13 protein-coding genes are annotated in these 18,552 nt (G+C 73.1%); 3 read left to right on the forward strand and 10 right to left on the reverse strand.

Annotated features, from left to right (window positions below; all coding sequences use genetic code 11):
- The first annotated feature begins 383 nt into the window (after window positions 1-383).
- The 3 genes from eccE (at window position 384) to P3T39_RS27545 (ending at window position 4,860) form a co-directional block, all read left to right on the forward strand.
- On the forward strand, window positions 384-1,607 hold the full coding sequence (eccE, locus tag P3T39_RS27535; RefSeq protein ID WP_280701678.1) for a type VII secretion protein EccE: 1,224 nt from the start codon (window positions 384-386) through the stop codon (window positions 1,605-1,607).
- A complete protein-coding gene (locus P3T39_RS27540; RefSeq protein ID WP_280701680.1) occupies window positions 1,607-2,374 on the forward strand; it encodes a hypothetical protein in 768 nt (255 codons plus the stop codon). Before eccE ends, P3T39_RS27540 begins: the two co-directional genes overlap by 1 nt.
- 317 nt (window positions 2,375-2,691) lie before the next feature.
- Window positions 2,692-4,860: a MinD/ParA family protein gene (locus P3T39_RS27545; RefSeq protein ID WP_348534390.1), complete on the forward strand. Its 2,169-nt coding sequence runs from the start codon at window positions 2,692-2,694 to the stop codon at window positions 4,858-4,860.
- A gap of 70 nt (window positions 4,861-4,930) precedes the next feature.
- On the opposite strand, the gene P3T39_RS27550 is transcribed toward P3T39_RS27545, so the two are convergent.
- From P3T39_RS27550 to rimP, 10 genes are all read right to left on the reverse strand, one after another.
- A complete protein-coding gene (locus P3T39_RS27550) occupies window positions 4,931-5,875 on the reverse strand; it encodes a bifunctional riboflavin kinase/FAD synthetase (RefSeq protein WP_280701682.1) in 945 nt (314 codons plus the stop codon).
- A gap of 66 nt (window positions 5,876-5,941) precedes the next feature.
- Complete coding sequence (locus P3T39_RS27555; RefSeq protein ID WP_280701684.1) at window positions 5,942-9,769, reverse strand: serine protease; 3,828 nt, start codon at window positions 9,767-9,769, stop codon at window positions 5,942-5,944.
- A 221-nt stretch (window positions 9,770-9,990) separates the two neighbouring features.
- Window positions 9,991-10,896, reverse strand: coding sequence for a tRNA pseudouridine(55) synthase TruB (gene truB, locus P3T39_RS27560; protein WP_280701686.1), 906 nt, complete (start codon window positions 10,894-10,896; stop codon window positions 9,991-9,993).
- A gap of 39 nt (window positions 10,897-10,935) precedes the next feature.
- Window positions 10,936-11,940, reverse strand: a complete 1,005-nt coding sequence (locus P3T39_RS27565; protein ID WP_280701688.1) for a bifunctional oligoribonuclease/PAP phosphatase NrnA — start codon at window positions 11,938-11,940, stop codon at window positions 10,936-10,938.
- A 125-nt stretch (window positions 11,941-12,065) separates the two neighbouring features.
- A complete protein-coding gene (gene rbfA, locus P3T39_RS27570) occupies window positions 12,066-12,509 on the reverse strand; it encodes a 30S ribosome-binding factor RbfA (protein ID WP_280701689.1) in 444 nt (147 codons plus the stop codon).
- A 160-nt stretch (window positions 12,510-12,669) separates the two neighbouring features.
- Window positions 12,670-12,966, reverse strand: a complete 297-nt coding sequence (locus P3T39_RS27575; RefSeq protein WP_280701691.1) for a DUF503 domain-containing protein — start codon at window positions 12,964-12,966, stop codon at window positions 12,670-12,672.
- Between the two features lie 135 nt (window positions 12,967-13,101).
- Complete coding sequence (infB, locus tag P3T39_RS27580) at window positions 13,102-16,275, reverse strand: translation initiation factor IF-2 (RefSeq protein WP_280701693.1); 3,174 nt, start codon at window positions 16,273-16,275, stop codon at window positions 13,102-13,104.
- Window positions 16,276-16,472: 197 nt separating this feature from the next.
- Window positions 16,473-16,766 (reverse strand): YlxR family protein, encoded by a 294-nt coding sequence (locus P3T39_RS27585; protein ID WP_280701733.1) that lies wholly within the window; start codon window positions 16,764-16,766, stop codon window positions 16,473-16,475.
- A 70-nt stretch (window positions 16,767-16,836) separates the two neighbouring features.
- A complete protein-coding gene (gene nusA, locus P3T39_RS27590; RefSeq protein ID WP_280701695.1) occupies window positions 16,837-17,838 on the reverse strand; it encodes a transcription termination factor NusA in 1,002 nt (333 codons plus the stop codon).
- Between the two features lie 66 nt (window positions 17,839-17,904).
- Window positions 17,905-18,489: a ribosome maturation factor RimP gene (gene rimP / locus P3T39_RS27595; RefSeq protein ID WP_280701696.1), complete on the reverse strand. Its 585-nt coding sequence runs from the start codon at window positions 18,487-18,489 to the stop codon at window positions 17,905-17,907.
- Window positions 18,490-18,552 lie beyond the last annotated feature (63 nt).

Raw genomic sequence — 18,552 nt, forward strand, 5'->3', positions numbered from 1 at the left:
TTGACCGACAGCCGTGCTGGTCCGGCAGCTGTGCGTACGTCAGCACGATTAGTCCATGCGCGAGTCTGCCACCCGCCGGGCACGAGGTGCAGCGAACCCTCTACGATGCAAACCCTCTACGATGCGGCAGCAGACGGTGAGTACGGTACGGGTCCGGTCGGCCGACCAGCCAACCGGGCCGTGATATCTGATCAGAGAGGTTCACGCGGGGGATGCCAAGCCAGACCGCTCCAGAGCGACGCAGCACATCGCACGGCAGGGGCAACGGCAGCCGGCGGAACGGGGGCGGAGGCGCTCGACGTTCGGCGCCGGTCCGTCCGGAAAGCCCGACCGCTGCGGTCGCAGTCAAGATCCACCCACGGCCCGGCCTGCTCGGCACCCGGTTGCGGCTCCAGCAGCTCGTCCTGATCGAGGTCGCGGCAGCACTGGTCGCGGTCGGCTGGACGATCAACCCGGCGATGGCCGGGGTGTTCGCCGTGCCCGCCGTGGTGCTGCTGGTGATCGCCCTGCTGCCGCTCAACGGCCGCAGCGTGCCCGAGGGCCTTCAGGTGCGGATGGCGCACAGCGCCCGCCGCAAGCAGGCGCAGCTCAACGTGCCGCCGCCGGGCACCGACCCGGCCCTGGCACCCGCGCTGGAGGTCGAGCCGGCGCTGCGTACCTACACCCACGCCACCGAGGCCGACCTCGGCGGCGGGCGTCCGTTCCGCCGGGAGACCGGCATGGTCGGCGACGGGACGTTCCTCACCTCCGTCCTGCTGGTGCAGGCCAAGGACGAGCCGCTGCGGCCCGCCCGTACGGCCAGCCCGCTGCCGCTGGACGTGGTCTGCTCGGCACTCCAGGTGGACGACATCGCCCTGGAATCCGTCCAGTTGGTCCAGCACACCCAGCCCGCGCCCGCCCCGCACCTGCCAGAGCAGTCGCTCGCCTCCCGCGCCTACCACCAGCTGCCGGACGGACTCAGCACGCCCGGCCTGCGGCTCACCTGGGTCGCGCTCAAGCTCGATCCGGAGAAGGCGGCCACCGCCGTACTGGCCCGTGGCGGCGGCGAGGAGGGCGCCCGCAAGGCCCTTCAGCGGGTGACCGACCAGCTGGCCGGACGGTTGAACGGGGCCGGGTTCACCGCGACCGCGCTGGACGAGCGCGAGCTGATCGCCGCCCTGGCCATCTCGATCTGCGCCAACCCGATCGCCGTGGCGGGCCGTCAGGGCTCCGGCGGTGGCGGAGGCAACGGCCGCCGCACCCAGGAGAGCCGCAAGTTCTGGCGGATCGACGACCGCTGGCACAGCACGTACTGGATCTCCAAGTGGCCGCAGCTCAGCCGCCCCGGCAGCACTCCGGGCCGGATCGCCGCCCCTGACCTGGTCAACCTGGTCACCGGCACGCCCGCCCTGGCGAGCACCTTCAGCCTCACCGCCAGCCGGGGCACCGGCGGCGCGGTCGGGATCAGCGGGCACGTCCGGGTGACCGGGCGCAGCGAGAGCGAGGTCGCCCAGGTCGGGCGGCTCGTGGAGACCCGCGCGCAGAGCGCCGGGGTCGGCCTGACCCGGCTCGACCAGGAGCAGGCACCCGGTCTGCTCGCCACGCTGCCCCTGGGAGGGACTTCCTGATGGCCTATCAGACCTACCCCGCCCAGCCCGCCGAGCCGGACGCCGACCGCGCCCGTGCCGTGCTGCGGATCCGGCCCGGCTTCGGCCTGCGCGGCCCGCGCCGCGAGCGGCATGTGCTCTCCACCGAGGACCTCTCCGCGCTCTCCTTCCCGGTCGGCGACGACGGTGTGGTGATCGGCGTCGACCCGCACCAGCAGCCCGCCGTCATGGGGCTGTTCCGGCCGAGCCCGTACGAGGTCGTGCTGATCGGCGGTATGTGGACGGCGCAGATCATCGCGCTGCGGGCCGCGGCCACCGGCGCCCGGGTCGCCGTGGAGACCGGCCGTCCGCAGGCATGGGGGCCGCTGGCCCAGGCGGCCGGCGGCGGTCAGCCCTGCGTGACGGTGCACCAGGTCGGCCGGCTGGGAGCGCAGGGCGCCTCGGTGACCTCACCGGTCCTGGTGGTGCGCGACCTCGGTGTCCGTCCGCCGCGCAGCCGGCTCTCGGCCACCCCGTGGCAGACCACGCTCACCGTGCTGCCGTACCTGGGGCCGAACGCCTCCCGGGTCCTCAACGCCGCCGATCTGGTCGGGGTGCAGCGGATCTCCCCGCAGGAGGCCGAGATCGTCGCGCGGATCCTCTCACTCGGCGACCAGGACCTGGAGGCGCTGCCGACGCTCGGCGACAACATCACGCTCTGGGCGACCAGGATGCGTCGGCAGTTCGTGATGACCAACCCCGGTGAGGCGGAGGCCCAGTTGCTGGGCGGACCGCGCCGGATGGACTGAAACACAGGTCGGTTCCCAGGTGGTTCGGGGAGCTTGGAGAGGTCCGTTTCCTCCGGTCTGACGGCCGGGTCGGTACGGACCTCTCCGCCGTTGCCGCCCCGCCTGTGGACAGCTTTGGTGTGAGGGTCCGGGGGACGAGGTGAACAACGAGTGAGATTCACTCCAAAGGCGGTTGTCACCGCCCCTTCGAGCCCTTGTGGGGACCCGTCAACCCTGGCGTGAGTTCGGGCACCGCCTTCAGGTGACCACGAATCACGTCCTAGTCTTGTTGCCCGACGGCACCGCGAATCAGCGGCGGCGAAAACGAGGGAGCCCAAGTGAGCAGCGATCGGGACGGCGTCTACGTCGGCGACAACGCGGCGGAGGACGACGACGACTGGTCGGACGTTCCTGACTACTCACCGCCGTCCTGGTACACCCAGAGTCCCGGCCCCGAGGCGGCTGCGCCGGCTCCCGCCCCGGCTCCGGCGCCTGTTCCTGCGCCCGCCCCGGCGCCCGTCGCGGAGGCGCCCGCGCCACCGGTGGTTCCGGTGCCGCAGCCGGTACCGCAGCCCGCGCCCGCAGCCGAGGCGGCGGCCCCGGTCGCCGTGCCCGGTGAGCATGCCGCCCCGCACCCAGCCCAGCCGCCGGTTGCGCCGCTCCCGCGCGACGAGCAGGCTCCCGCTGCGGAGTCCGCTCCCGCCCCGGTGCCCGCGCCAGCACCCGCACCGGTGCAGCCGCCGCCGGTTGTGCCCGCGCACGAGGAGGCTGCCGCCCCCGCCCCGATGCAGCCGCTGTCCGCCCCGGCCCCGCAGGCTCCGGCAGCCGAGCAGCCGCTTCCGCCGCAGCCCTGGCCGAGTGCCGAGGCCGCTGCGCCGCACGCGCAGCCGGCACAGCCGCAGCCTGTTCCGGTGCAGCCCGCACCGACCCCGGCACAGCCGTACCCGCAGGAGGCGGGAAACCCGGCGCAGCCCCCTCAGCAGCAGACCCCGCCTCAGCAGGCTCCGCCACAGCAGCCCCCGCAGCAGCAGGCTCCGCCTCAGCAGACCCCGCAGGCCCCGCCGCCCGGTCCGTGGCCGCAGCAGCCCCCCGCGCCCGGGCCCACCGCTCCGGTGGACCCGCGTCAGGGCGGCTGGCCGCAGGCCGGTGGCGGCTACCCGCAGCAGCAGGGCTATCCGCAGCAGGCCCTGCCGCAGGCCCCGGCGGCGTTCCAGCAGGCGAGCGGTCAGCAGCCGATGGCCCACGGCGCACCGCTCGGGTACACGGCGGCGGTCGAGCTCTCCTCGGACCGGCTGCTGCGCAACCAGCCGAAGCAGCAGCGGCAGCAGCCGCGCTTCCAGTTCGGCGGCAAGGCCGCACAGGCGGACCGGGCCCGCCGCCTCGAGGTCATCCGGACCCCGGTGATGAGCTGCTACCGGATCGCCGTGATCAGCCTCAAGGGCGGTGTCGGCAAGACCACGACCACCACCTCGCTCGGGGCCACCCTGGCCAGCGAGCGCCAGGACAAGGTGATCGCGATCGACGCCAACCCGGACGCCGGTACGCTCGGCCGCCGGATCAAGCGCCAGACCGGTGCGACCATCCGCGACCTGGTGACGGCGATTCCGCACCTGCGCAGCTACATGGACGTGCGCCAGTTCACCTCGCAGGACCTCAACTCGGGTCTGGAGATCCTGGCCAACGACGTCGACCCGGCCGTCTCGACCACCTTCAACGACTCCGACTACCGCCAGGTCATCCAGGTACTCGGCCAGCACTACCCGATCATCCTGACCGACTCCGGCACCGGCCTGCTGTACAGCGCCATGCGCGGGGTCCTCGACCTGGCCGATCAGCTGATCATCGTCTCCACCCCCAGCGTGGACGGCGCCAGCAGCGCCTCCACCACGCTGGACTGGCTCTCCGCGCACGGCTACGCCGACCTCGTGCAGCGCTCGATCACGGTGGTCTCGGGAGTGCGCGAGACCAGCAAGATGATCAAGATCGAGGACATCGTCGCGCACTTCCAGACCCGCTGCCGGGGCGTCGTGGTGGTGCCCTTCGACGAGAGCCTCGCGGCCGGCGCCGAGGTCAACCTCGCGATGATGCGGCCCAAGGTCCGGGACGCGTACTTCGAGCTCGCCACCCTGGTCGGCGAGGACATCGCCCGCGCCCAGCAGGCCTCGCAGTCCGCCTGGGCCCAACAGCAGCCCTACCCGCAGCAGGGCCAGGGCGGTTACCCGCAGCAGCAGCAACAGCAACCGTATCCGCAGCAGGGCGGCTACCCGCCGCCTCCCCCCGGCGGCTACCCCGGCCAGCCCGCGCCGGGCGCCCCCTGGGCACCCCAGCCCGGCCAGGCGCCTCCGCCCGGGTACGCGGCCCCGCCCCAGCAGGGTGCACCGCAGCTGCCGCCGGACTGGTCCCAGCAGAGCGGTGACCGCCCCGGTTACGGCTACCCGCCCCCGCAGGAGGGCCAGCAGCCCCCGCCGGGCTACGGCTACCCGCCGCCCGGTGGGCCGCAGCACTGAACGAATGGACCCCGCCGACCTGTCCGGTCGGCGGGGTCCACTGCGTCTCAGCGCGTTCTCACGTCAACTGTCAGGCACCGTCGGTCAGTTCACGGGCCCGCTTGACGTCGTCGGCCATCCGGTCGAGCAGTGCCTCGATCGAGTCGAACTTCTCCATCCCTCGCAGATACGCGAGGAAGTCCACCGCGACGTGCAGGCCGTACAGGTCCAGACCGATCCGGTCGATCGCGTACGCCTCCACCGTGCGGCTGGTGCCGTCGAAGGTGGGGTTGGTGCCCACCGAGATGGCGGCGGGCATCCGCTCCCCGCCGGCCGTCAGCCAGCCCGCGTAGACCCCGTCGGCCGGGATCGCGCTGTGCGGCACCGTCTCCACGTTCGCCGTCGGGAAGCCCAGTTCCCGTCCGCGCTGTGCGCCGCGGACCACCACGCCCTCGACCCGGTGCGGCCGTCCGAGCACCTCTGCTGCCCCCGTCATGTCCCCCTCCGAAACCAGTCCTCGGACCAGGGTCGACGAGAAGGGCTTCCCGTCCCCGGCCTCTCCACACACCTGGAGGTCCACCACCTCGACCTCGAAATCGGCCCTTCGGCCAAGCTCCGCGAGCAGCTCGACATTCCCGGCCGCCTTGTGACCGAAGCGGAAGTTCGGCCCCTCGATGACCAGCCGCGCATGCAGCGCGTCCACCAGCACCTGCTGGACGAAGACCTCCGGCGACTCCTTGGAGAACTCCAGCGTGAACGGCAGCACCAGCACCGCGTCCACGCCCAGCTCGGCCATCAGCTCCGCACGGCGCGGCTGCGGCGCCAGCAGCGGCGGGTGGCTGCCCGGACGGACCACCTCGCTCGGGTGCGGGTCGAAGGTCACCACGACGGCCCGTGCGCCCAGCTCGCGGGCGCGCTCGACCGCCCGGCCGATGATCAGTTGATGCCCCCGGTGCACGCCGTCGAACGAGCCGATGGTGACGACGCTGCGCCCCCAGTCCCCGGGGACCTCCTCCAGGCCACGCCAGCGCTGCACCCTGACCGCTCCTTGTTCCGTACCTGGCGCACGCTCTGTACGCTCCTGCGTTCCAAACCTGAACCCCTATAGCGTGCCATGCGCCCGAGTCGGCTTCGGCACCGGAAGGCCCACTTCGCGCGACGGCGGACGCCGGCCGCCGCGTTCGGCCTCGGCGGCGGCGTACTGCGGGTCCCGTCCGGCCGCCACCAGGGCCCGCATCCGGGTCAGCAGCGGGCCGCCGACCGGCGGCCTCTCGGTGGCCGGCCACTCCGCGAGCAGCCGAGCGAACCCGGCCGAACGGCCCGCGCAGCGGACGAGCGCGGCGTCCGCCTCCGCCGTGCGCGCGGCGATCCGGCGGACCAACTCCCTTACCCGGAGCGGGTCGTGCTCCGCACAGCGCTCGGCCAGCCGGTCCAGCACCGCCGTCAGTACGCATCCATCGCACTCGCCGGCCAGCAGGGCGTCCAGCAGCGGACCGCGCGAGGGCAGGCCGGGCGTCGCCAACCGCACGGCGAACACTCGCCGCACCGCCGCCGGCTGCGCCCCGGCCCCCAGCGCCCGCCACAGCTCCCGCGGCTGGGGCCAGCCCCTCTCACTGTGTACGACCCCTTCCTTCGCCGTACCGCCGCCGGGGATACCACCGCCCGCCGCCCGGGCCGCGACGACCGGATCTCCGCCCGTAGCGGAGCGATCGCCCAGCCCGGCCCGGTCGGGCACTGCTGCGGCGGCGTCGCCCCCCGGCGCCGCGGCCAGCAGGTGGTCCAGGTAGTCGGCGATCCGGCCGGCCCGTTCCGGGTGCTCGCGCAGCAGCTCGGCGGCCAGGTCGAGACCTCGGCGGGCCACCGCCGGGTCGGCCACCTCGGCGAGGACCCGAAGCCCCTCGGCCATGGCCGCGCCCGGGGCCGCCAGACGCTGCCGGAACGCCGCCAGGACGGGCTCCGGATCCTCCGCCAGCGCCGGGGCGAGCACCTCGGCGGTGACGAACGGATCGTCGGCCAGGTAGCACGCGAGCGCCGCCGCCAGATGCTGCGCCCGGGTCTGTCCGTCGCGGACCAGCAGCGCCAACGCGGCACCGTGCAGGGCGGGTTCGTCCTCCCGGGCCAGCAGGGCGGTTGCGGTGAAGCGCAGCAGCTCCCGGCCGGATCCGGCCGCGAACGGCGCGGTGCGCAGCGCGTGCACCGCCGCCGCGACATGCCGCTCGGGACGGGGGTCGTGGCTCCAGCGGTCGACGGCCCGGCACAGCGCGGAGGGCTCGTCCGCGGCCAGCAGCGAGAGCAGCGCATCGGCCCGAGGGTGGCCGGTTTCCACCAGGCACTCCGTCAGATCGTCCAGCGCCAGCCGCCTGTGCGCGTACAGCAGGTCGTGAGCGAGGTCGGCGACGGTGCAGCCGGGACGGGCCGGGATGCGGCGGCTGTCCTCGAACCAGTGGCACAGCAGTGGAATGACCACATGCGGTGCGGCGGCCAGCGCATCAGCCGTCGCGGTTCGGAAGCTCTGTGCGGCGCCGTCGGTCCGGACCAGCCGGCGGAGCAGGTCCAGCCTGGTGCCGGACGCCAGTGGCAGGGCTGCCCAGAAGGCCGGGCCGAGGGCGCCGGTCTGCTCACCGCGCTCGGCCAGTTGCTCCAGCAGGGACCGGTGGACGGCGAGGTCGGTGCCGGAACGCAGGGCGGCGGTCAGCAACCGCCCGGCCCACCAGGCGGGTTCGCTGTCGGACGGGGCGGTCTCCAGCGCCCGCCACAACCGGTACAGCCACTGGTCAAGCGCCGCCGCGCCCCAGATCTCCGCCACCCGCGCCAGCGCAACCACCACCGGTCCGACGCGGTGCCTCGGCACCCTCCCCCCGGTCCCGATGTGGGCCCCGCCGACCGCCCCGCCGTCCGTCGCCGGTACTGCCCGCCCACCACCGGGCAGCCGCTCCTCCGCGGGGCCCGCACCGGACCACCATCCGCCGAGGCCGCTCCCGTAGCCGGCCTCCGGTCCGACTTCCTCCGCAGACCACCACTCGCCGGCAGGCGCCTCTCCGGTGGCGCTCCCGGGCCCGTCAGCGGCCGGATGGGCACCGTCCTCCTCCAGGAGCAGCCGCAGCGCACCGTCCAGGTCCAGGTGCTGCCCCTGCAGCCACTCGCCCAGCTCCTCGTAGACCGGCCGGTACCCCTGGCCGGCCGCGACGAAGAGCCGTTCGCCGAGCACCGCCGACGCCCATCCCCCGGCCGTCGGGAACAGCAGCCGGAAGGCTTCGGCCGCCAGCTCTCCATGGCCCGAGCCGAGCATCTGCCGGGCCGCCTCGTGCACCCGTCCGGCGACGACCGCCGCCAGCCTCCGCACCCGAGCCGGTTCGGCCGGGCTCGGCCGTGGACCGCCCCTGCGGTGCGCTCCGGGCCGCCGCAGCTCCTCGCCGTCGGCCAGCCGCTGGGCGATCCGCAGACAGCACAGGTCCAGGTATGCGCCGAAGAGCTCACCGCGTCCGGGCTCCGTCGCCTGCCACCGCACGCCCGCCGCCCGGAGCTCCCCGGCGATCCGCAGGGCCAGGGGGTGTGCCGCCTCGGCCGGGCCCAGCGGTCCCGTTGCCGGGCCCGCCAGCCCGTAGCGCCGCGCGGCCCGCTCCGCGGCCTCCTGCGGCAGTGGCCCCAGGCCGTGCACCTGCACACCCTCGACCACACCCTCGACGTCCGCAGCACCGGCTTCGGCCCCCGGGCGTTCCCACTCCCCCCACTGCTCCGGCCGACAGGCCGTCAGCAGCCGCGCCCCGGACGCTCGCAGCCACCGCGAGGTGGCCCGCAGCCACCGCCCGCCGATCGCCGTCGGGGCTTCCTCCGGTGCGTCCAGGACGACGAGCAGCGGCCGCCCGGCCTCGGCGCAGAGCCGCGCGACCAGCTCGGGACCGGGTGTCTCCACGACGAGCAGCCCGGCTGCCCCGGCCAGGGCCCGGCCGACCGCGTCGGCCGACGAGGTGTCGGTGGCACGCAGGTCTGCGCCGCGCAGCCAGAGGGTGGGCAGTGGATGGCGACCCTCCGCCCGACGGACCGTCAGTGCGGCGAGTTCGGTGGTCCGGCCGCTGCCGGGGGCGCCGACCAGCACGGTGAGCGCCTCCTGCGGCTCCTCGCCGGTGAGCCCGTCCGGCCGGTCCACCCGGTCGGCGGCCAGGTCGGCGATCCGCCCGGGCCCGGCAGCGGCCGAGCCGAGCTGCACGGAGGCCAGCTGCAGCACCCCGGCCAGGTTGAGCGCCTGCCCGTACGCGGGGACGGTGGCCGCGTTCCGCGCGAGCACCTCCGCCAGCCCCGCCGACCGCGTCTGCCCCGCCGCCCCGGCCGACGGAACCGCCAGTGGGACGGCCACCGCCACACCGCCGTGCCCGACCGGCAGCGAGGGGGTGGCGACGCCGAGCACGGCTCCGGTCTCCGCGTCCACCACCGGCGCACCGGCCGTGATCCCCGTACCCGCCGTCGCCAGGTCCAGCCACAGCGCACCGGGGATCAGGTGGAACTCGTCCCGCCACGGGTACATCGCCGTCGCCGTCCCGAGCACCCCGCCCTGCGCCAGCGCCGTATCGCCGCCGGCTCTCAGACAGGGCACGGCGACCGGCTCCCCGCCCCGGGAGGCGGCCCCGATCGGCAGCGGCGGCACCGGCAGCCCGCCGGCCCGCTCCGTCCGCAGCAGCGCGAGCCCGTACGGTGCGAGCGGTTCGATGCAGTCGGCGCCGAGCACCCGGGTCTGTCCGCCGTCGGTGTGCAGCACTAGCCGGTCGAGACCGGCCACCGCCTCGTGCGCGGTGACGACGGTGCCCAGGAGGTCGGCGACGAAGCCCAGTCCTCGCAACCGACCGTCCGGCCCGCAGATTCGCAGCAGCGCCTGTGCCGGATCGGTCGCCCGGGACCATCCGTCACCCGACCCGGACCACCGACCAGCGGCCATCCGCCCGCCCTCCCCCGCCGGGCCGCATCGGGCCCGCCCCTGCGGAGTGGCCCGCCGCGGCTGCCGTACACGTCCGTCGGGAGCCTGCCCCCGGGTGTGGGCGGGGCACCATGGCCACACCCTTCACGCCGAGCGTTCACCTCGCGAGCTCGCTCGTACGGGTGAGATCGCTACAGTGCAGGTTTCACGGACCCGGCGACCGGGCGCGCGGTGCCGTGCAGTCAGCCGACGAAGACGGCGACCGGGCGGGCGCTGCCGCCCTTCTCCTCCACCAGTGCGAGGAAACGCCCTTCCGGGTCGAAGACGGCGATCGGCCCGTCCACACCGAGGCCGGGAGCCTTCAGCCGCATTCCGTTGGAGAGCAGCCTGGCCTGCTCGGCATCAATGTCCCAGCGGGGGAAGGCGGCGGTGGCCGCGTCCGCGATGGGCAGCACCTCCAGCTTCTCCTCCAGCTGCTCCAGGGTGTGCGCCGAGTCGAGTCCGTACGGGCCGACCTTGGTACGGCGCAGCGCGGTGAGGTGGCCGCCCACGCCGAGGTCGGCGCCGAGGTCGCGAGCCAGGGCACGGATGTAGGTGCCGGAGGAGCACTCGACGGTGACGTCGAGGTCGATCACGGGGGTGCCGTCCCCGGCGACCGCCGCCCGCTGCCCGTGCACGGTGAAGGAGTGCACCGTCGTCGCCCGCGCCGGGATCTCGAAGTCCTCGCCCTCCCGGACCCGGGTGTAGGAGCGCTTACCGTCGATCTTGATGGCACTGACCTTGGACGGCACCTGCATGATCTCGCCGGTCAGCTTGGCGATCCCGGTGTCGATCTGTTCCCGGGTGACCGCCGAGGCATCGGCCGAGGAGGTGACATCGCCCTCGCGGTCGTCGGTGACGGTGTTCTGCCCGAGACGGACGGTCGCCTCGTAGGTCTTGGCGGTGAGCATCAGGTGCCCGAGCAGCCGGGTGGCCCGCTCGACCCCGATGATCAGCACGCCGGTGGCCATCGGGTCCAGCGTGCCCGCGTGCCCGACCTTCCGCGTCCCGGCCAGCCACCGCATCTTGGCGACCACCCCGTGCGAGGTGAGGCCCTCCGGCTTGTCGACAATGACCAGGCCGTCGGGGCCGGTTCCCTTACGCTTCATCAGTTCTTCTCTGTGCAAAAGGTCGAAAGAATCGGTAGGTCAGCACGCGGTGCGCAGCGCCGCCCGGAACCGGGCGGCGGCCGTCGGCACGTCCTCCCGGAGGGCGAACCCGGCCGCGAACCGGTGCCCGCCGCCGCCGAGTTCGGCGCAGACCGCAGCGACGTCCACCGCGCCCTTGGCCCGGCAGGAGCCGCGAAGGGTGCCGTCCGGGTCCTGCTTCAGCACCAGCGCGACCTCCGCCTCGGCGGGGCGGCGCAGCACGTCGATCAGGCCCTCGATCTCCTCGATCGTCACACCGAAGAGCGCGAGGTCCTGGTAGGGCACCCAGGTCCACACCAGCCCGAGACCGCCCGCCGCCTCGGGCTCGTACGCGGCGCGGTCGAGCGCGGCGGCGAGCACCTTGAGGTAGCCGAAGGAGGAGGTGTCCCAGAGGGTGCGGGAGATGAGGTCGTGCCGGATGCCGGTGGCGAGCAGGCGCGCGGCGAACTCGTGGGTGGCCGGGGTGGTCGCCCGGTACCTGAACGAGCCCGTGTCGGTGGCCACCCCGGTGTAGAGGCAGGTGGCGAGCTCCTGGTCGAGCGGCACCTGGAGGCGTCGCAGCAGCTCGTCGACGAGGACGGCGGTGGCCGGTGCGCTCGGGTCGATCAGCCGGTGGGTGCCGAACCCGGGGTTGGAGGCGTGGTGGTCGATCACGATCAGCGCGGGGGCGGCGAACGCCTTCCCGTGCAGCAGCCCGAGCCGGCTCTCGGCGGCGACGTCGAAGCAGACCACCAGTTCGGGTACCTGCGGCACCTCGGCAGCCGGGACGATGAGGTCCTGCCCCGGCAGGAAGGCCAGCGACTCGGGGATCACCTGCGGGTCCTCACCGAAGGAGACCCGTACGGTGTGGCCGAGCGCGCGCAGCGCGATCCCGGCGGCCAGCGCGGAGCCGAGCGCGTCCCCGTCGGGGTTGATGTGGCAGATCAGGTCGATCGTGCGGGCCTGCCGGATGGCCGCGACCACGCGCTGCCACTCCCGTTCGACCCCGTCCTGCTCCACGTCCACCGGGCCGGACCCGACGGAACCGACCGGTGACTCAGTGCGAGGCCTCGGAAGCACCGCGAGGGCACCCTCCACCATGTCGGTGGAAGATGCCCCCTGGCCGGCCGTGACCGGCTCGGCTGTCACGGTTACTCGTCCTCGTCGTCGCGCTCGGCGGCCGGTGCCCGGTACGGGTCCGCGTCCCCGGCGTACGTCGCCCCGGCGGCGGCCGTGCGGACGGCGGCGTCGGACATCCGCGCCTTGTCCAGCAGGTCGTCGATGTTCCGGGCGTTGTCCGGAAGTGCATCCGCGACGAAGGTCAGCGACGGCGTGAAGCGCACCCCGGTCTGCTTGCCGACCTCGGAGCGGAGCACGCCCTTGGCGCTCTCCAGCGCCGCGGCCGTCGCCTCGCGCTCGGTCTCGTCGCCGTAGACCGTGTAGAAGACGGTGGCCTCCCGCAGGTCTCCGGTGACCCGGGTGTCCGTAATGGTCACATAGCCAAGGCGGGGGTCCTTGATCCGTCGTTGCAGGGTCTCGGCCACAACCACCTGGATGCGGTCGGCGAGCTTGCGCGCCCTAGCGGTGTCGGTCACGTTGCCTCCTCGTACGGTGGGCACGGTACCCGGGTCAGTGCTGCGCCCGGTGGGGCCCACGCCCCAACGTACCTGCCCGCGCCCAGCCTTGTGGGCGCTGTCGGTCCTCGTCGGTGTGACGGTGGCGACTTCGCGACCACCGCACCCGGCTTCTCAATCATCAGTCATCACCGTCGTGGTGGTAGCGCCTCCTGGCGGAGAGCAGTTGCACCTCGGGGCGGCCGGCGACGAGCCGCTCACAGCTGTCCAGGATCTCGGTGACGTACCCGGCGTTGCCGGACACCACCGCCAGGCCGATCTCGGCCCTCCGGTGCAGATCCTGGTTCCCGGTCTCCGCTGCGCACACGCTGTACTTGCGCTGCAGCTCGGCCACGATGGGCCGCACGATCGAGCGCTTCTCCTTGAGCGAGTGGACGTCGCCGAGGAGGAGGTCGAAGGTGAGTGTTCCCACGAACATATAAGGCAGGTCTCGCCGACCTGTGGGCCTCGTAGGGACCCCCGTGAAGCGGGGGACGTACGAGGACCCTACACAGCGAGACCGGGGCCGGTCGACGGGATAATCATCCCGCCGACCGGCCCCGGCAGCCGACGCTTACGCGCGCGGCTTCTCGCGCATCTCGTAGGTCTCGATGATGTCCTCGACCTTGATGTCGTTGAACGACCCCAGGGTCACACCGGCCTCGAAGCCCTCGCGGACCTCGGTCGCGTCGTCCTTGAAGCGGCGCAGACCCTCGATGGAGAGGTTCTCCGCCACGACCTTGCCGTCGCGGATGAGACGGGCCTTGGCGTTGCGGCGCAGCAGGCCCTCGCGGACCAGGACACCGGCGATGTTGCCGAACTTGGAGGAGCGGAACACCTCGCGGACCTCCGCAGAGCCGAGGCGCACCTCCTCGTACTCCGGCTTGAGCAGACCCTTGAGGGCCGACTCGATCTCCTCGATCGCCTGGTAGATGACCGAGTAGTACCGGACGTCGACGCCCTCGCGCTCGGCTGCGGTCCGTGCACGGCCCTCGGCCCGCACGTTGAAGCCGATGATGATGGCGTCCGAGCCCATCGCCAGGTCCACGTCGGACTCGGTGATGGCACCCACACCGCGGTGCAGGACCCGGAGCTCGACCTCCTCGCCCACGTCCAGCTTGACCAGGGCGTCCTCGAGGGCCTCGACCGAACCGGAGACGTCACCCTTGATGATGAGGTTGAGCTGCTCGATGGAGCCGGCCGCGATGGCCTTGTCCAGGTCCTCGAGCGAGATCCGGACCCGACGCTGCGCGAAGGCGGCGTTGCGGTCGCGGGCCGAACGCTTCTCGGCGATCTGGCGAGCGGTGCGGTCCTCCTCGACGACGATGAAGCTGTCGCCGGCGCGGGGCACCGAGGTCAGACCGAGCAGCAGCACCGGACGCGACGGGCCGGCCTCTTCGAGGTGGTTGCCGTTCTCGTCCAGCATGGCGCGGACGCGACCGTAGGCGTCGCCGACCACGATCGAGTCACCGACGCGGAGGGTACCGCGCTGGACCAGGACGGTCGCCATGGCGCCGCGGCCCTTGTCCAGGTGGGCCTCGATGGCAATACCCTGCGCGTCCTGCTCGGGGTTGGCCCGCAGGTCGAGCGAGGCGTCCGCGGTCAGGACCACGGCCTCCAGCAGCTGGTCGATGTTCAGACCCTGGCGCGCGGAGATGTCGACGAACATGGTGTCGCCGCCGTACTCCTCGGCCACCAGACCGAACTCGGTCAGCTGACCGCGGACCTTGGTCGGGTCGGCGCCCTCGACGTCGATCTTGTTGACCGCGACCACGATCGGCACACCGGCGGCCTTGGCGTGGTTGAGCGCCTCGACCGTCTGCGGCATGACACCGTCGTTGGCCGCGACCACCAGGATCGCGATGTCGGTGGACTTGGCACCACGGGCACGCATGGCGGAGAACGCCTCGTGACCCGGGGTGTCCAGGAAGGTGATCGGACGCTCTTCGCCGTTCACGATGGTGGCGACCTGGTAGGCACCGATGTGCTGGGTGATGCCACCGGCCTCGCCGGCCACCACGTTGGACTTGCGGATCGCGTCCAGCAGGCGGGTCTTACCGTGGTCGACGTGACCCATGACGGTGACGACCGGCGGGCGGGGCGCCAGCATGTCCTCGTCGCCCTCGTTGGCACCGAAGTCGATGTCGAACGACTCCAGCAGCTCGCGGTCCTCGTCGTCCCGGCTGACGATCTCCAGGACGAAGCCCATCTCGCCGGCCAGCAGCTCGAGGGTGGCGTCGGAGACCGACTGGGTCGCGGTGACCATCTCACCGAGGTTGAACATCACCGAGACGAGCGCGGCCGGGTTGGCGTTGATCTTCTCCGCGAAGTCCATCAGCGAGGCACCACGCGACAGGCGGACCGTCTGGCCGTTGCCGCGAGGCAGCATCACACCGCCGACGGACGGGGCCTGCATGGCCTCGTACTCCTGGCGCTTCGCCCGCTTCGACTTACGGCCACGCGCCGGGCGACCGCCCGGACCACGGCCGAAGGCACCCTGCGTGCCACCACGGGCACCCGGACCACCCGGACGGCCACCGAAGCCACCCGGACGCGGGCCGCCGAAGCCGCCACCGCCACCGGCACCGCCACCCGGACGGGGACCGCCGAAGCCGCCACCGGCCGGACGCGAGCCCGGACCAGCCGGACGACCGGCGAAGCCCGGACGGGCGCCACCGGCACCCGGACCACCCGGACGGCCACCGGGGCCACCCGGACCACGGCCCCCCGGGCCGGGACGCGGGCCCGGACCGGCCGGACGCTGCGGCATCATGCCCGGGTTCGGGCGCGGCATACCGGACGGGGACGGGGCACCCGGACGCGGACCGGCCGGACGGGGCATGCCGTCGGGACGCGGCGCACCGGCACCCGGACCACCCGGACGCGGACGGTCACCGGCACCGGCCGGACGCGGACGGTCGCCACCCGGACGGGGGGCACCCGCACCAGGCGCACCGGCGGGACGCGGACGGTCGCCACCGGGACGGGGACGCTCGCCGGCACCGGCCGGACGCGGACGGTCGCCACCGGGACGGGGACGCTCGCCCGCACCGGGCGCACCGGCACCCGGACGCGGACGCTCACCCTGGCCACCACCGGGACGGCGGTCGCCGGGGCGGGCCATACCGGTGGCGCCACCCGAAGTGAAGGGGTTGTTGCCCGGACGCGGACCGGCCGGACGCGGGCCCGGACGGGCACCCGAGGACGGGGCGGCCGCAGCCGGACGCGGGGCCGGAGCGGCCGGACGGGCCGCAGCCTCACCGGCAGGAGCCGGGGAGGAGAACTCGGCCGCCGGGGCAGCCGGAGCCGGCGCAGCGGGACGCGCGGCCGGGCGCGGGCCCGGGGTCGCAGCGGCCGGCTTGGGCGCGGCGGGGGCAGCCGGCGCAGCGGGAGCTGCGGGAACGGCCGGGGTGGCAGCCGCAGCGGCGGCGGCCGGGGTGGGACGGGGGCCCGGAGTCGCCGTGGGGCGCGGGCCAGGGGTGGGTGCACCCGGCTTGGGTGCGGCCGCACCGGCGGCGGGGCCACCGGACGGCTGGGGCGCCGCGGGCTTCCGCGGGCCAGGCTTGGCGGACGAGCCACCAGCAGGCGGCGTCGCTCCCAATGCGTCAGTCAACTTGCGTACGACCGGCGCCTCGATCGTCGAGGACGCCGAACGGACGAACTCACCCAGCTCGGTGAGCTTGGCCATGACGGCCTTGCTCTCCAAGCCAAGCTCCTTGGCGAGTTCGTATACCCGGACCTTAGCCACTTCGCTCCTGTCTATGAGTCCGGGGTAATCGTCCGCCGGACTGTCGCTACTTCATGGGCGTACTCATCGCGTACTCATCGAGTGCTCATCGCAATCTCGACCTACTTCCAACTCGCGAGGTACCTGACGTGTCGCGCGGCGCACGGAGGACTCCGTGCACTGCGCATTGCTGGTGGTGCTTCGCCGCTCCTGAGGACTCAGGGCGCCGAGGTCTCGCCCGCCCGCTCGCCGACGTACGCGCGCAGCGTGCCGGTGTCGAGCACACCCTGGAGCCGGAAGGCCCTGGGGAACGCCCGACGGCGTACCGCGAGGTCGAGGCAGGCCAGGTCGAGGTGCAGATGTGCACCCCGCCCCGGCAGTGCGCCGCGCGGATCGGGGACACAGACGCCCTCGACCGCCACTACGCGCAACAGCTCGTGTTTGGCCGCTCGCTTGCGGCAGCCCACGCAGGTGCGTTCAGGGCATGCACGGACATGCGTCCGGCCAGACACGCTCAAGTCTACCCCTCCGAAGGGACATGGCGCCGCCCCGCCGATCCAGGCGGGGCAGCACGTACGTTTACTACTCGGCCGACGATTCCCCGGAGGGCACCTCGGTGTCCGGGCGGATGTCGATCCGCCAGCCCGTCAGACGGGCTGCGAGGCGGGCGTTCTGACCCTCCTTGCCGATCGCCAGCGACAGCTGGTAGTCGGGAACGATCACCCGGGCGGAGCGCTGGTTGTAGTCGACGATCTCCACCTTCGTCACCCGGGCGGGGGACAGCGCGGAGGCGACCATGTCGGCCGGGTCCTCCGACCAGTCGACGATGTCGATCTTCTCGCCGTGCAGCTCGCCCATCACATTGCGCACCCGGGCGCCCATCGGACCGATGCAGGCGCCCTTGGCGTTCAGGCCCGGCTTGCGGGACCAGACCGCGATCTTGGTGCGGTGTCCGGCCTCGCGGGCGATCGCGGCGATCTCGACGCTGCCGTCGGCGATCTCCGGGACCTCCAGGGCGAAGAGCTTCTTCACCAGGCTGGGGTGGGTGCGGGAGAGGGTCACGGACGCACCGCGCACACCGCGGCGGACGGCCACCACGTAGCACTTCAGCCGGGTGCCGTGCTTGTAGTCCTCACCCGGAACCTGCTCCTGCGGCGGGAGGATCGCCTCCAGCTTGCCGATGTCGACCAGGATGTTCTTCGGGTCGTTGCCCTGCTGGACGACACCGGTGACGATGTCGCCCTCCTTGCCCGCGTACTCGCCGAAGGTCTGGTCGTCGGCGGCGTCGCGCAGACGCTGCAGGATGACCTGCTTGGCGGTCGAGGCGGCGATCCGGCCGAAGCCGCTCGGGGTGTCGTCGAACTCCTTGGGCTCGACGCCCTCCTCCAGCTCCGCCGGGTCCTCCAGGGCCCACACGGTGACATGGCCGGTCTTGCGGTTCAGCTCGACCCGGGCCCGGCGGCGGGAGCCCTCGGTGCGGTGGTAGGCGATGAGGAGGGCCGACTCGATCGACTCGACCAACAGGTCGAACGGAACGCCCTTCTCGGTAACCAGCCCACGCAGGGCACTCATGTCGATGTCCACGGCTACGCCTCCTCTTCTTTCATCACATACATGGCGCAAAGTCGTTCGTTGTTCGGCGGCGGTGTCTCAGGCCTCGTCGGCATCGGCGTCGTCGGCGTCGTCGGCATCGGCGTCGTCGGCGTCGTCGGCGTCCACCGCGAGGTCCTCGGCCTCGTCGAGGAGCTTCTCGTCTTCCTTGCGGTTGAACTCGACCTGGACGCGCGCCTTGGCGACCTCGGCGTACTCCAGGCGGCGCTCCTTGGCCTTGCCGCGGCCCTTGACCGGCTGCACCTCGACCAGCGCGCCGTCCTCGTCGGCCGTGAGCACCCGGGCGACGATCTCGCTGCCGTCCACCAGCTTCGCCTTCACCAGACGGCCCTCGGCCCGGTGCCAGTGGCGCGGCCGGGTGAGCGGGCGCTCCACCCCGGGCGAGCCGACCTCCAGCAGGTAGGGAGCCTCGCCCATCACATCGGAGTCGTCCAGCTTCTGGCCGACCAGGCGGCTGAACTCGGCGATGGCATCGAGATCCACACCGCCGTCGGCGTCCACGTCGATCTGCACCTGGCGACGGCTGCCCGCCTGGGTGACCTTGACATCCTCGAGGTCGAGACCGGCCTCGGCGGCCAGTGGCTCCAGCAACGCGCGCAGCCGGTCAGTGGGGGTGGTGCTCATCCGGGTGACTCCTCGGCCGCGTCTGCTGTTGTCGGTAGGTGCTAAGTCAACGCAGAGCCTATC

This window comes from Kitasatospora sp. GP82, from assembly GCF_029892105.1.
Classification (GTDB): Bacteria; Actinomycetota; Actinomycetes; order Streptomycetales; family Streptomycetaceae; genus Kitasatospora.